The 14672-nt window shown below is 70.0% G+C and carries 11 protein-coding genes; 8 read left to right on the top strand and 3 right to left on the bottom strand.

Going from position 1 to position 14672, the window contains the following annotated elements; translation table 11 throughout:
• Positions 1-15: 15 nt before the first annotated feature.
• Both ACWFRU_RS20275 and ACWFRU_RS20270 read right to left on the bottom strand, forming a co-directional pair.
• Complete coding sequence (locus tag ACWFRU_RS20275) at positions 16-1455, bottom strand: vWA domain-containing protein (protein ID WP_453688806.1); 1440 nt, start codon at positions 1453-1455, stop codon at positions 16-18.
• On the bottom strand, positions 1452-2312 hold the full coding sequence (locus tag ACWFRU_RS20270) for an AAA family ATPase (protein WP_453688804.1): 861 nt from the start codon (positions 2310-2312) through the stop codon (positions 1452-1454). Before ACWFRU_RS20270 ends, ACWFRU_RS20275 begins: the two co-directional genes overlap by 4 nt.
• A 247-nt stretch (positions 2313-2559) precedes the next feature.
• On the opposite strand from ACWFRU_RS20270, the gene ACWFRU_RS20265 reads away from it, so the two are divergent.
• The 5 genes from ACWFRU_RS20265 to ACWFRU_RS20245 all read left to right on the top strand — a co-directional run bounded on the left by ACWFRU_RS20265 (position 2560) and on the right by ACWFRU_RS20245 (position 7510).
• On the top strand, positions 2560-3057 hold the full coding sequence (locus tag ACWFRU_RS20265; RefSeq protein WP_453688802.1) for a winged helix-turn-helix transcriptional regulator: 498 nt from the start codon (positions 2560-2562) through the stop codon (positions 3055-3057).
• A 114-nt stretch (positions 3058-3171) separates the two neighbouring features.
• Entirely contained in the window at positions 3172-3717 is a 546-nt protein-coding gene (locus tag ACWFRU_RS20260) for an SRPBCC family protein (RefSeq protein ID WP_453688800.1), read from the top strand.
• Positions 3717-4832 (top strand): LLM class flavin-dependent oxidoreductase, encoded by a 1116-nt coding sequence (locus ACWFRU_RS20255; protein ID WP_453688798.1) that lies wholly within the window; start codon positions 3717-3719, stop codon positions 4830-4832. Before ACWFRU_RS20260 ends, ACWFRU_RS20255 begins: the two co-directional genes overlap by 1 nt.
• A 130-nt stretch (positions 4833-4962) precedes the next feature.
• On the top strand, positions 4963-6612 hold the full coding sequence (qcrB, locus tag ACWFRU_RS20250; protein WP_453688796.1) for a cytochrome bc1 complex cytochrome b subunit: 1650 nt from the start codon (positions 4963-4965) through the stop codon (positions 6610-6612).
• 40 nt (positions 6613-6652) lie between these two features.
• Complete coding sequence (locus tag ACWFRU_RS20245) at positions 6653-7510, top strand: metallophosphoesterase family protein (RefSeq protein ID WP_453688794.1); 858 nt, start codon at positions 6653-6655, stop codon at positions 7508-7510.
• Positions 7511-7522: 12 nt separating this feature from the next.
• Here ACWFRU_RS20245 and ACWFRU_RS20240 read toward each other — a convergent pair whose 3' ends face one another.
• Positions 7523-9757 carry a terpene synthase family protein gene (locus tag ACWFRU_RS20240; protein ID WP_453688793.1) on the bottom strand — a complete coding sequence of 745 codons (2235 nt, stop codon included), beginning with the start codon at positions 9755-9757 and terminating at the stop codon, positions 7523-7525.
• A gap of 507 nt (positions 9758-10264) precedes the next feature.
• Here ACWFRU_RS20240 and ACWFRU_RS20235 point away from each other — a divergent pair.
• The 3 genes from ACWFRU_RS20235 to ACWFRU_RS20225 all read left to right on the top strand — a co-directional run bounded on the left by ACWFRU_RS20235 (position 10265) and on the right by ACWFRU_RS20225 (position 14663).
• Positions 10265-11524, top strand: coding sequence for an alpha-L-fucosidase (locus tag ACWFRU_RS20235; RefSeq protein WP_453688791.1), 1260 nt, complete (start codon positions 10265-10267; stop codon positions 11522-11524).
• A 137-nt stretch (positions 11525-11661) separates the two neighbouring features.
• A complete protein-coding gene (locus ACWFRU_RS20230; RefSeq protein ID WP_453688789.1) occupies positions 11662-13629 on the top strand; it encodes a beta-N-acetylhexosaminidase family protein in 1968 nt (655 codons plus the stop codon).
• Positions 13630-13766: 137 nt separating this feature from the next.
• Positions 13767-14663, top strand: coding sequence for a TetR family transcriptional regulator C-terminal domain-containing protein (locus ACWFRU_RS20225; protein WP_453688787.1), 897 nt, complete (start codon positions 13767-13769; stop codon positions 14661-14663).
• Positions 14664-14672 lie beyond the last annotated feature (9 nt).

The following is a 14672-nucleotide window of genomic DNA, read 5'->3' as shown; positions in this document are numbered from 1 at the left end:
CGGCCGCGTTCCCGCTCAGACCGGCAACAACCGCCCGATCAGCGCACTGAGCTGCCGTGCGTTGCGGCACTCGTACATGTCCACCAGTTCGGCGTAGGTGCCGGCCGCCGAGTCGCCGGTCCGCCACTGGGCGCGGCCTTCCGGGTTGAGCCAGTACACCTGGCGGGCGCGGGACGCGAGGGTGCGCAGGGCGGGGACGTTCGGGTCGCTCATGTTCGTGCGGGCGTCACCGAGCACGAAGACAGTGGAGCGCGAGGTGACCGCGTCGCGGTAGCGCTCGGCGAACTCACCGAGGGCGGTGCCGTAGTCGCTGCTGCCGTGGTGGCCGGTGACCGCGGCCCCCGAGATGATGCGGCCGCTCAGGCCCTCGGGGTCGGCCGTGCCGCGGGCGATGAGGTCCGTGACCTCGTCGACGCGGTTGACGAAGGCGAAGACCCGCACCTTGCTGAACTGGTCGTGCAGCGCCTGGACCAGCAGCATCGTGAAGTTGGCGAAGCCCGCCACCGAGCCCGACACATCGCACAGGAGCACCAGTTCGGGGCGTGCGGGGCGGCGCCTTCGCAGGACAGGGCGCATCGGGATGCCGCCCGTGGACAGCGAGCCGCGCAGCGTCCTGCGCAGGTCGATGTGGCCGCGGGCGGCACGACGGCGGCGGGCGGCGAGGCGCGTCGCGAGTTTGCGGGCCAGCGGCTGGACCGTCCTGCGGAGTTCGTCGAGCTGGGCGCGGCCCGCGACGAGGAAGTCCACCCGGTCGGCGGTCGGGGCGATGGCCCGCCGGGCGATCACGTCCGCGCCGCGCCGCTCGGCGACCCGGCGGCGCGCTTCGTTGCCCACGAGCGCGCGGAAGCCCTCGATGCGGCGGCGGATCTCGTCGGCGGTGAGCCGGTCGGTGAACTCGGCGTCGGCGGCGGCCCCTTGGCGCATACCGGCCAGGACGCGGGCCAGCAGGGTCTCGGGACGGAGGCGGGAGAGCGTCTGGTGGGACGACCAGCCGTCCGAGCCTCCGGTGCCTCCCGACCCGGGCCGCGTCCCGTATCCGCCCAAGCCCTCCACCGCCTCGGCCGCCAACCGGGCCAGCAGGGCCTGGTCGTTGGCGGCCAGGGCGGCGGCCAGACGGTCACGCAGGTCGTCCCGGTCGAAGGCCCGCCCTGCATCCCCTGTCGCTTCTGTCTCGCCTGTTTCGGAGCTGTCCGGGGCGCCCGGGATGTCCGGCGCTCCGATCCCGCGCGGGAAGTACAGGTCGAAGACCGGATCGAAGACCGGCCGCTGGCCCTCGCTGTGCAGCAGCGCGGCGGCGAGGCCCTCCCGCACCTGCTCCCGGTCGGTGAGGCCGAGTGCCTCGATGGCCCGGCCGGCGTCCACCGTCTCGCCCGTGCCGATCCGGATGCCGTGCGAACGCAGCGCCTGCACGAGCGCGGTGAGCCGCTCCGGAACCCCGGTGGCCGACCCGGTCACACGGCGTCCAGGTCCAGTTTGGCCGCCGCCTTCAGGACGTCGTCCTGATGCTTGAGCACGACGCCGAGACTGTCGCGTACGACCTCCTCGTCGAGGGAGTCGGCGCCGAGGGCGATGAGCGTACGGGCCCAGTCGATGGTCTCGGCGACCGACGGCACCTTGCGCAGGTCCATCGCGCGCAGCGCGCCCACCACGCGTACGACGGACCGCGTGAGGGTCTCGTCGAGTCCGGGCACCTTCAGACGCACGATGCGGCGCTCCAACTCCTCCTCGGGGAAGCCGATGTGGAGGAAGAGGCAGCGGCGGCGGAGCGCCTCGGAGAGCTCGCGGCTGGCGTTGGAGGTGAGGACGGTGAAGGGGCGCCGGGTCGCGGTGATGGTGCCGAGTTCGGGGACCGTGACCTGGAAGTCGCTGAGGACCTCGAGGAGCAGCCCCTCCACCTCGACGTCCGCCTTGTCGGTCTCGTCGATCAGGAGCACCTTCGGCTCGTCGCCGCGGATGGCCGTGAGCAGCGGGCGCGGGAGCAGGAACTCCTCGCTGAAGATGTCCGTGCGCGTCTCGTCCCAGGACTCGTCGCGGCCCGCGGTGATGCGCAGGAGCTGCTTGGCGTGGTTCCACTCGTAGAGCGCGCGGGACTCGTCCACGCCCTCGTAGCACTGGAGCCGGACCAGGCGCGCGCCTGCGACCTCGGCGACGGCCTTGGCCAGCTCGGTCTTGCCGACGCCCGCGGGACCCTCGACGAGCAGCGGCTTGCCCAGGCGGTCGGCCAGGAAGACGGTGGTGGCGACGGCCGTGGAGGCCAGATAGCCGGTCTCGGCGAGCCGCGTGGCGACATCGTCCACGGATGTGAAGAGCAACGGGGCCTCCGGCTTGTGCGGGTGAGCGGGCTGAGCGCGCAGGAGCGGGTCGGTGGTGCGTCGTGCGGGTAAGCGGCTGCTTACCCCACCAGATCAGTTCACCGTCCCGCTCCACAACGGTGCCGCCACGTTTGCGTCGAACGTCACGTGAGCCTGCCGGTACCCGCACCAGGCTGCTGAGTCCGGTACCGAGACCCACCGGGGCCCGGGGCTCCTTCTCGTGTCCTTGCGCTCGTATCCTTGCGGCATGAGGCGGACCTCCTTTGCCGACTGGCCCTGCTCCATCGCCCGCACCATGGACCTGCTGGGCGACTGGTGGACGCCGCTCGTGCTGCGCGAGGCGTTCTACGGGATCAAGCGGTTCGACTCCTTCCAGCAGGAGCTCGGGATCGCGCGCAACACCCTGACCGACCGGCTGCGCCGCCTGGTCGACGAGGGCCTGATGGAGAAGCGCGCGTACCAGAGCGAGCCGGTGCGCTACGACTACGTGCTCACCGAGAAGGGCCGCGACTTCTTCGGCGTGCTCGCCGTGATGAACAGCTGGGGCAACCGTTGGCTGAGCGGCGACGAAGGCGCGCCGGTCGTCTTCGAGCACGACCGCTGCGGGCACCAGACCGAGGCCGAGGTGGTCTGCGGTCACTGCAAGGAGCCCATGTCGGCCGCCGACACACACGCCCGCCTCGGCCCCGGCTACCCGGCGCGGCTCGCCGAACGGCCGGACATCCGGGACCGCTTCAACCGCTGAACCCCCTCGCGCCGTTCAGGGCTCTCCCCCTCTCCCTCACCCTTGACGAGTGAGTCCATCTACGCAACTCTCGTGGTCAACGAGGTAGCGACGACAACGGAGAGGCGACCCACGATGGAGTGGACAGGCGCGCGCTACGCGGACAAGCCGACGGCCGAGGTGCGCACACGGATCGCCGCGCCACCGGAACGCGTGTGGGAGCTCGTCTCCGACATCGCCCTGATGCCCACCCTCAGCGCGGAGCTGCGGTCGGTCGAATGGCTGGACGGAACGACCCGGCCTGTCCTCGGCGCGCGGTTCGTCGGCCGCAGCGAGCACCCGTCGTTCGGCGCGTGGGAAACCACGTCGTACGTCGTGGAGTGCGAGGCCCCGCGCGCGTTCGCCTGGGCGGTCCAGGACCCCGAAAACCCCAGTGCCCTCTGGCGGTTCACCCTCACCGCGGCGGACGACGGCTGCACCGAGCTGACCCAGTGGATGCAGATGGGGCCGGGCCGCTCGGGCCTGTCGTACGCGATCGAGCGGATGCCCGAGAAGGAGCAGAAGATCGTGTTCGTACGGATGCGGGAGTTCGAGCAGAACATGACGGCGACGCTGGACGCGATCAAGAAGCTGGCCGAGGGCGCGGGCTCGGCGAAAGCCAAGACGAAGGCGGACGCCTGATGCGCACGTCGACGACCATCGAGGCGTCCGGGGCGAACTGGCGGGAGACCGTCGACTTCGTCACCGAGGCCGAGAAGCTGGGGATGGACATCTGCTGGGTCGCGGAGGCGTGGGGCTCCGAAGCGCCGTCCCCGCTCGGCTACTTGGCAGCGCGCACGGAACGCATGCTGCTGGGTTCCGGCATCATCCAGCTCGCCACCCGGACCCCGGCGGCCATCGCCCGCGCGGCGATCACCCTCTCGAACATCTCCGAGGGCCGCTTCGTCCTCGGGCTCGGTCCGTCGGGGCCGCAGGTGATCGAGGGCCTGCACGGGGTGCCGTTCGCCCGGCCGCTCGGCCGGATGCGGGAGACCGTGGAGATCGTCCGCCTGGCGGCCTCGGGGGAGAAGATCTCGTACACGGGGCGGGAGTTCACCCTCCCGCTGCCGGGCGGCGAGGCCAAGCCCATGCGCCTGTCCATGCGCGCCGAGCACGACCTGCCGGTCTACCTGGCCACACTCTCGCCCAAGATGCTGCGCCTGACCGGCGAGATCGCCGATGGCTGGCTGGGCACCAGCTTCGTCCCCGAGGGCTCGAAGGAGGCCTACTTCGACCACCTCGACGCGGGTCTGGCCGCCTCCGGCCGCACCCGCGACGACCTGAACGTCTGCCAGGGCGCCGAAGTGGCCTTCGCCGACGACGAGGACGCCCTGCGCGCGATGGTCGCGGGCCGCAAGAAGGAGCTCGCCTTCAGCCTGGGCGGCATGGGCTCCGCCACCGCCAACTACTACAACAACGCCTACAGCAGGCAGGGTTGGGCGGAGGTCGCCGCCGTGGTCCGCGAGCGCTGGCAGTCCGGCGACCGCGAGGGCGCGGCCTCCCTGATCACCGACGACATGGTCCTCGCCACCACCCTCATCGGCACCGAGGAGATGGTCCGCGAGCGGCTGAGGGTGTGGCGCGAGGCGGGCGTGGACACGGTCCGCTTCTACCCGGCGGGCGAAAGCCTGGACGCGCGGCTCACGACGCTGGGGCGGGCGCTGGATCTGGTGCGGGAGTTGGACCAGGAGCGGGACCAGGCGCTGGCCCGGGACCGGGCCCGGGAGTGGGATCAGGGCCGGGAGGCACCGCAGTGAGGTGTGACCTCAGCCGCGTGTGGTGGCCCCACCTGCGCACCCCAAGATCGTCAACTACGGGTGTAGGAGGGCCTGTTGGCTCAGGCGAACCCTTGATCTAACCTGGGAGCCGCCTGAGGGGGGTAGCCGCATGAGTGGAAGCGTCGAGCACACCCGGGACAGCAAACGCACGGCTCCGGCCGGCAAAGGGGAGCGGGTCGCCGACTGGGCGGACGGCCGTCTCGGCATCCACACCCTGGCCAAGAGCCAGATGCGCAAGATTTTCCCCGATCACTGGTCGTTCATGTTCGGGGAGATCTGCCTCTACAGCTTCCTGATCCTGATCCTCACCGGGGTCTGGCTGACGCTCTTCTTCGAGCCGAGCGGCTCCGAGGTCGTCTACGACGGCGTCTACACCCCGCTCAAGGGCATCCAGATGACCAAGGCCTTCGAGTCCACGGTCGACATCAGCATGGAGGTGCGCGGTGGCCTGCTGATCCGGCAGATCCACCACTGGGCCGCGCTCGTGTTCGTGGCCGCCATGCTCGTGCACATGATGCGGGTGTTCTTCACCGGCGCGTTCCGCAAGCCGCGCGAGGTCAACTGGCTGTTCGGCTGGACGCTGCTGTTCCTCGGCATCATCACCGGCCTGACCGGCTACTCCCTCCCGGACGACCTGCTCTCGGGCACCGGCATCCGCTTCGCGCAGGGTGCGATCCTGTCCATTCCCGTCGTGGGGACGTACATCTCCTTCTTCCTCTTCGGCGGGGAGTTCCCGGGTGACGCCATCATTCCGCGTCTCTTCAGCGTGCATGTGCTGTTGTTGCCGGGGATCATGCTGGGTCTTGTCGTCGCCCACCTGATCCTGGTCTTCTACCACAAGCACACCCAGTTCGCCGGGCCGGGAAAGACCGAGAAGAACGTGGTCGGGGCGCCCTTCATGCCCATCTACATCGCCAAGGCGGGCGGCTTCTTCTTCCTCGTCTTCGGTGTCCTCGCGCTCATGGGCGCGATCGCCACCATCAACCCCGTGTGGGTGATCGGGCCCTACCGGCCGGACCTCGTCTCCACGGGCGCTCAACCCGACTGGTATCTGGGCTTCTCCGAGGGCCTGATCCGGGTGATGCCAACCTGGGAGATCAACGCCTGGGGGCACACGGCCGAACTGGGCGTCTTCATCCCGTTCATGCTCTTCCCGCTGATCCTGGCGGCGATCGCGGTCTATCCGTTCATCGAGGCCTGGGTCACCGGCGACAAACGCGAGCACCACATCGCCGACCGGCCGCGCAATGCCCCGGTGCGCACCGGGCTCGGCGTGGCGTGGCTCTCGCTGTTCGGCGTACTGATGGTCGGCGGCGGCAACGACATCTGGGCCACGCAGTTCCATCTGTCCATCAACGCGATCACGTGGGCCGTACGGGTCGGTGTCTTCGTCGTGCCGGTGCTCGCCTTCTTCGTGACTCATCGATGGTGCATGGGCCTGCAGCTCCGCGACCGCGAGAAGGCGCTGCACGGTCGCGAGAGCGGCACGATCAAACGCCTGCCGCACGGCGAGTACGTGGAAGTCCATGTGCCGCTCACCCAGGGCGAGTTGTACACCCTGACCGCCCACGAGCAGCCCAAGCCGTACGAGATAGGCCCGGTGGTCGACGCGCACGGCGTGGCCCGCAAGGTCACCCGGGGCGAACGCCTGCGGGCCCGCCTGGGGCGGGCCATGTACGGCCCCACGGCCCAGGTGCCCAAGGCGACACCCGAGGAGTACCTGGAGATCCAGCAGGGCGGCGGGGACGGCCACCATTGATCGCGCCACGCCGCGTCAGCTCCGCGATCGGTCTCACGGAATGACACAACTGCCGCACCAGAGACCAAAGTTGTACGCCATCAGCGATCTGCATGTCGCGTACGAAGCCAACCGGACGTTCCTCGAGACCCTGCGCCCGCAGACCGACGAGGACTGGCTGATCGTCGCGGGGGACACCGCCGAGCGCATGGCCGACGTCGAATGGGCGCTGCGCACCCTCACCGACCGTTTCGCCAAGGTGGTGTGGACGCCGGGCAACCACGAACTGTGGACGCCCCGCGACGACCCGAACCAGTTGCGCGGCGAGGCGCGCTACCGCCACCTCGTGGACCTGTGCCGCTCCCTGGGTGCCGCGACCCCCGAGGACCCCTACCCGGTGTGGCGCGGCGACGGCGGCCCCGTCACCGTGGCCCCGCTGTTCCTGCTCTACGACTACACGTTCCGCCCCGCGGGCACGCACGCGAAGCGGGACGCGCTGGAGGCGGCGCACGCGGCCGGCGTCGTCTGCACCGACGAGGTGCTCCTGCACCCCGACCCCTACCCGGGCCGCGACGACTGGTGCCGCGCCCGCGTGGCGTTCACCGAGGAGATGCTCGCCAAGCGGACGTCCGGCCTGCCCACGATCCTGGTCAACCACTGGCCACTGGTGCGCGACCCCACCCGCATCCTGCACTACCCCGAGTTCGCCCTGTGGTGCGGCACCGAACTGACCGCCGACTGGCACCTGAAGTACGAGGCCGCGGCGGTCGTCTACGGCCACCTGCACATCCCCCGCACCACCTGGCACGACGGCGTCCGCTTCCAGGAGGTCTCGGTCGGCTACCCCCGAGAATGGCGCCGCGACCACCACCCCACCCCACAACTACGCCAAATCCTGCCGGAACCACGGGAGGGCTGACGGTCAGGTGAGTTAGGGCGCTCCTTCCATCTGGCGGTCGACGGCCAGGCCGAACTCCCACAGCCAGTCCGGGCGTACCGCCGCCATGCCGAAACCTGACGGGGTTCGCAGGGGGCCGTGTGACAGGTTTTCCTCGCGGTAGCGGCGGCAGTCGCGGTGCCAGGTGTGGATGCCCGCCATCCAGTTCTCGAGGTCGCGTACGTAGTCGTCGAGGATGGTTCGTGTCGACTGGGGGAGGGCGAAGTCGTCGTAGAGGACCGGGAGTTCATGGGCCACGATGTGCTGGAACTGGCTCAGGCGCGATTTCATGAGGTCGTCGATGATGCCGAGCGCCGTCGGATAGTCGCAGCCGAAGAAGTTCTGGACGACGAGGATGCCGTTGTGGATCTCGCCCTCGTACTCGATCTCCTTCTGGTAGGAGAAGACGTCGTTCATCAGGGCCGAGTAGTCGACCGCCGCGTTCTCCAGGTTCTGCATCGGGCCGCTCCGGTAGATGTCCGGCGGGACCTGCGGACCGTTGCCCAGGCGGCACAGGCTCAGGGTGAGCGGGGCACCGAAGGTGAGGCGGCGCATCTCGATGTAGTCGACGGGGTCGGGGATACGGTTCTGCGCCTGGTTGTCCAGCTCCCAGAGCCAGCTGGCCGTCATGACCTCGACGGCGGTGCGCAGCGTGCGGCGCGCCTCGTCGTCCATCGGGCCCGCGGTGCGCACCCACAGGTCCGCGAGGCCGCGCTCCAGCGCGCTCGTCGGCGCCGGCATGTCGGCGAATTCCTGCGGCATGAAGAGCGAGAGCCGGTCGTTGCAGAGTTTCGCGCCCGCCAGGTCGCGGGGCCTGCCGAAGACCACGGGGAAGTAGTCGTCCCCGTACGTCCCCCAGGTCAGCCACTGCGATCCCAGGTCGAGGGCTTCGAGGTCCGCGTCCGGGTGGATGCCCGCCGCGCAGAGCGGGAAGTCATAGCCGTACAGCTTGTGCGCGTCCCAGATGTCCGAGCTCGGCACGCCGGGCTGGGGCCGGAGCATGCCCATCCGGCTCGCCCACCGCACGGTTCGCGGGCGTGCTGCCTCCAGGTGCGGCGAGAGGCGGGTCCTGAACGGCAGGTTGAAGTCCGGCAGCCGGGACTGGCCCACCCGCTGGAAGGGGACATGCGTGTAGCCGCGCAGTCGCTCCGCGCCCGTGGCGGCGATCAGCGCCTTGATGCCGGCGGCGGCCGTGCCGGGCCCGGTGGGGCCGTCCAGCGGCGAGGGCGTGGCGCCGCCCTTGTTCATGTAGCGGCTGGACACCATGTGCCACTCCTGCCCGCCGGACTGCCAGTCCTGGAGCCCCTTGGTGTACGCGAGGACGTCGGCGCACTCCTTCGGGGGGAGCCCCGTCTCCGCGAAGAGCGGGGCGAGTTCGGTCAGCACCGTGCTCTCGAACTGCTGCATTCGCGAGGTCAGGAGGTCGTTCACGGCATCGGCCGCCTCCTGCGTGGAGCAGTCCAGAAACTTTTCGAGGACCAGTACACCGTTGGAGAGTTCCCCCTCGTCCTCGATCTCCCGCTGGTACGAGAAGAGGTCGTTGCGCAGGTGGACGGCGTCGGAGAACGTCTCCTTGAGGACGCGCAACGGCCGGGACCCGGCCACGGCCGGAGGGACCTCGGCGCCCGTCGCGTACTCGATCAGCCCCGCCGACCAGGGAGCGCCTCCCACCTTGCGGCGCATCTCGATGTACTCGACGGGGTTGGCGATCCGGCCCTCGTTGATGTTCGAGAGCTCCCACAAGGATTCGTTGAGCAGATTCCGTGTGCTCTCGGCGAACCGCGCCCGCCAGTCACGCGACATGAACGGCACGGTCCGCGCCCAGAGGTCCGCTAGACCCGCCTCAACCGGATTGGTCGGCTCCGGCACGGGCGTGGACAGGTCCATCGGCATGAAGGCGGGCAACCGGTCCAGATAGGCTCGGCCGCCCTCACGGTCATGGGTTCGTTTGAACAGTTCGAGAAAATGGTCGTCGAAGAAGAACACCCACACATACCAGTCGGTGACCAGGGACAACGCCGGGCCGTCGCAGTCGGGGTGGGTGTACGCGCACAGCAGCGCGTAGTCATGGGCGTCCAGGTCACGCTGCTCCCAGACGCCCGAACCCTCCAGCATCCCCATGTCACGTGCCCACTTCCCTGAGTGCTCCCTCGCCTCTTCCAGATGGGGGTTGAGGCGGGCGGGATGCACCATGTAGAAGCTGGGCAGTTCAAAGGGCTGCGACGACATACGGCGTTCTCCTCGCGACGGGGGTGATGGCGGTGACGGCGGTGCGGCAGTGCGCGCTGGTAGGGCGGTGACGGTGGCTTACGGGCAGCGGAGCACTACCCGAGCGGGGGTGCCCGATGCGGTGACGGCCGGAGCGTCACACCATTGCGTGATGCACGCGGTTCAAACGTCGCCGTGACGAGGCGCTGTAGAGGTCGGCGTGACGAGGCGGCGTGACAAGGCGGCCTGCGGCGGCTCGGCGGCTCGGCGGCTCGGCGGCGGTGAGGATGAAGCAGCGACCCCGCCCCGTCAAGCCCCGTGACATCACCGGAATTTGACCTCCGACGCCCCCTTGTATACGGCATCTTTCGCGATCTAGCCTGCTGGCGCTCAAGCGCTTCAGCTCGGCGGCCACCGACCGTCGGCATTCCTCCCCACCCGGTAGACAACGTTGCCAACGCCGCCACCGCTGCCGAAGTTGCCGACGTCACCCCCCGACGCGCCCCCGCACCACGAGGAGAACTGCCCATGATCCAGCCGTGGTTCACGGACTCCAAGCTCGGGATCTTTCTCCACTGGGGCATCTACAGCGTGGACGGGGTGGCCGAGTCCTGGTCCTTCTTCGACGGCCGCGTGCCCTACGACCGCTACATGGCGCAGCTCGAAGGCTTCACCGCGTCCGCCTACGACCCCGACGCCTGGGCCGACCTCTTCGTCCGCGCGGGCGCCCGCTACGCCGTACTCACCGCCAAGCACCACGACGGGGTCGCCCTCTGGGACACGGCGAACGACCTCTCCGTCGTCAAGCGCACCCCCGCGGGCCGCGACCTCATCACCCCATACGTCACCGCCCTGCGCGCCAGAGGCATCAAGGTCGGCCTCTACTACTCGCACCTGGACTGGTCCCACCCCGACTACGCCACCGTGCGCCCCGACGGCCAGGACCCCGCCGAACGCGGCAACCGCTACTCCATGCCCGCCGTCGGCGAGGAGTCCGAGGAGAGGTGGGCGGACTTCCTCGCCTTCCACCGCGTACAGGTGCGGGAACTCCTCGAACGCTTCGAACCGGACCTGCTGTGGTTCGACGGCGAGTGGGAGCGCAGCCCCGAGCAGTGGCGGATGGCGGAACTCGCCGAGGAGATCCGGACGCTCTCCCCGCACACCATCGTCAACGGCCGCCTCACCGGGCACGGCGACTACGCCACCCCCGAGCAGGGCGTACCGATCGAACCACCGCACCAGCCCTGGGAGTTGTGCCTCACGGTCAACGACTCCTGGGGGTACCAGCCGCAGGACACGAACCACAAGTCACCGCGTCAACTGATCCGCATCTTCGTCGAGGCCGTAGGAGGCGGCGGCAATCTGCTCCTTGACGTCGGCCCGAAGGAGGACGGCACGCTGCTCCCCGAACAGATCGAGCGCCTCGAAGCGCTGGGGGAGTGGACGGGCCGGCACGCCGAAGCGGTCTACGGGACGGTACGCGGCCTTCCGCACGGCCACTTCTACGGCCCTTCGACGCTCTCCGCCGACCGCCGCACCCTGTATCTGTTCCTCTTCGACCGGCCCAACGAGTACGTGGTGCTGCGGGGCGTGCGCAACGGCGTCACCTCTGCCCGCGTGCTCGGCACGGACACCACCGTCCGGCACGAACGCGTCGGCGGCCTCGGCGACGTACCCGGCTGGGAGTACGTGCACCTCGCCGACGATCACCTCGATCCGCTGTGCACGGTCATCGCCTTGGAGCTCGACGGCGAGCTCGACCTGTACCGCTCGCACACGCGCGACTGAGCGCTCCGCTGGACATGCGGTTCGTTCGCCTTGGGCCGGAGGGGGCTGGTCGCGCAGTTCCCTGCGCCCCCACGGGGCGACCCCCGGAGCGCCCGCCCCTGCCCACTCCCACCCCCACCCCGAAGTTCGGAGGTCTCATGCCCCGCACCACACGCACCCTCAGAACCCCGACAGCGCTTCTCGCGCTCGCCGTCCTCGCGATCCCCCTGGCCCCGTCGGCAGCCGCCGCGCCGCCGTCGGCCCAGGAAGCGGCCGCTCAGGAAGCGGCCGCTCAGGAGGACACCGTGACCCGCAAGCTCCCCGTCGTCTCCCCGACCCCGCAGCACATGGCCCGCGCGGGCGGCGACGTACCGCTCGCCCGGCGCGCCGAGCTCGTCGTCGGCGATGACACGGACGGGGTGGCCCGCCAGCGCGTCACCGAGACGCTGCGCGCCCACGGGGTACGTGACATCGACGTACGCGCCAAGGCGACGGGCCGTGCCCCGCTGACCGTCCTGCTCGGCCCCGCGACCCGGCCGGACATCGCGAAGGCGCTCGGCGGGACGAAGGTGCCGGAGCAGGCGGAGGGTTACGCGCTGCGGGCCCGGCACCGCACCGTCGCGCTGGGCGGCAAGGACGCCACCGGGCAGTTCTACGCGGCGCAGACTCTCGGGCAGCTCATCACCAAGGGGCGCATAGCGGGGGCCGAGGTCTCCGACTTCCCCTCCATGCCGCTGCGCGGCAGCATCGAGGGCTTCTACGGCCCGCCCTGGACCGAGGCCGAACGCCTCGACCAGATGGACTTCCTCGGCGACACCAAGGCCAACACGTATGTGTACGCGCCGAAGGACGACCCCTACCACCGGGAGAAGTGGCGTGAGCCGTACCCGGCGGACAAGCTCACCGCACTCGGCAAGCTCATCGACCGCGCCACGGCCAACCACGTCCGCTTCACGTTCGCGGTCTCGCCGGGCGGCTCCATCTGCTACTCGGACCCGGCGGACGTCAAGGCGCTGACGGCGAAGCTCCAGGCGATGTACGACCTCGGGGTGCGGTCCTTCTCGGTGCCGCTCGACGACATCAGCTACACCAAGTGGAACTGCGACGCCGACAAGGCCGCGTTCGGTGAGCCGGGCCGCGGGCCCGCGGCGAAGGCCCAAGTGGGGCTCCTCAACACCATCCAGCGGGACTTCATCGCGCAGCACGAGGACGCCAACCCGCTGCAGATGGTGCCCACGGAGTACGGGGACCTCACGGACACCGCGTACAAGCAGACGATGCGGGCCGAGCTCGACGGCGCCGTCGAGGTGATGTGGACGGGCACGGACGTGGTCCCGCCGGAGATCACCAACTCCCAGGCGGAGAAGGCCGCCGAGCTCTTCGGACGCAAGGTGTTCGTCTGGGACAACTATCCGGTGAACGACTTCGCGCGGACGAAGGGGCGGCTGCTGCTCGCGCCCTACGACAAGCGCGAGCCCGGTCTGTCCGGCCATCTCAGCGGCATCGTGTCCAACCCGATGAACCAGGAGGGGGCGAGCAAGCTCGCCGTCTTCACCATGAACGACTTCTCGTGGAACGACCACGGGTACGAGCGGGCGCGTTCGGGGCGGCAGGCGGCGCTGTATCTCGCCGGGGGCGATGAGCGGGTCGCGGACGCGGTGCAGACGTTCGTGGACCTCAACCACGCGGCGCCCACCTTCGGTGAGTCGAACTGGCAGCCGCAGTCCCCGGTCCTCGGCCCGAAGCTGGACGCGTTCTGGCCGCGGTACGAGAGTGATCCCGCCGGGGCGGTACGGGCGCTGCGGCCCACCGCCCGGGAGATCGAGAAGGTCCCCGCGGTGCTGCGCGCCGGGGTGCCGGACGAGCTGTTCCTCCATGACGCGAAGCAGTGGCTGGACGCGACGGAGCTGTGGGGGTCCGCGCTGGGGCACGGCCTTGCGGCGCTGTCCTTCGCCCAAGAGGGGGACGACGCGGGGGCCGCGCGGGAACGGGCCTCGATGGAGTCGCTCGTGCGGCGGGCCCGTGCGATCACGGTGGACCCGGCCGAGCACCATCAGCTCGGGCCGGTGAAGATCGCCGATCCTTACCTGGACGAGTTCGTCTCCGGGGTGCAGGACCGAACCTGATCTGATCCTTTCTGATCACATCTGATGTGATCTGAGTGACTGATGCATCAGTCAGAATCGCAATTGCCTGTTCCACCTGGGTAAACCTCGCACTGTGGGATTGCGATCACCGCAATGTCCCGGTAGCGTGACCGCCCATGCAGCAAGACCCCGAGGTCGCGGACAGAGTCCGCAAGGTCATCGCCGACGCCGGAGTGACCCAGCGCGAATTCGCCCGCCGCATCGTGATGGACCCCTCCAAGCTCTCCCGTTCCCTCGGCGGCACCCGCCGCTTCACCGCCGCCGAGCTCGCCCGCATCGCCGACACCGGCGGCGTGGACGCGGGCTGGCTCCTGGGCACCCAGCTTCTGGGTGCCCAGCTTCCGGGCACCCAGCATCCGGGTGCCCAGAACGCCGCGCCCCCGGCGGCCCGCCGGGAACGCACCGCCGCGGCCCCGGACGGCGGGCGCCCCCTCCAGATCGTCCGCGAGACCGTACGGCTCGTCGCCGAGCGCGGATTCCATGCCGTACGCGTGGCGGACATCGCCGAAGCCTGCGCCACCAGCACCGCCGCCATCCACTACCACTTCCCCGGCCGCGACGACCTCCTGGAGGCCGCCGTCCGCTGGTGCATGGACGAGGACACCGCCCGCCGGGCGGCCCGCGTCGCCGACGCGGCCGACGCCGCCGACGAGCTGCGCCAGCTCATCGAGCTCCAGACGCCCCGCACCCCGCAACAGCGCTGGCAGTGGAGCGTCTGGCTGGACCTGTGGGCGGAGGCCGCCCGGTCGACCGCCGTGGGGCGGCTGCACGCCGACTACTACCGGCAGTGGCGTTCGACGGTCGCCGACGTCATCCGCCGTGGCGTCGACGAGGGCGTGTTCCGCCTCGTCGATCCGCAGTCCGCCGCGCTCCGGCTCACCGCGCTGATCGACGGCCTCGCCACCCAGGTGCTCGCCTCGACGCCGGGAGACGACGGCACGACCCCCGACGACATGCACGAGGCGCTGCTCGTGTACGTGGACGCGACACTCGCGGCGCCGAGACCCGCGTAAGCACCGGCA

The sequence above is a fragment of the Streptomyces sp. NPDC055099 genome, from assembly GCF_053607685.1.
The sequence above is the reverse complement of the archived record's forward strand: the minus strand, read 5'-3'. Positions and strand labels throughout refer to the sequence as shown.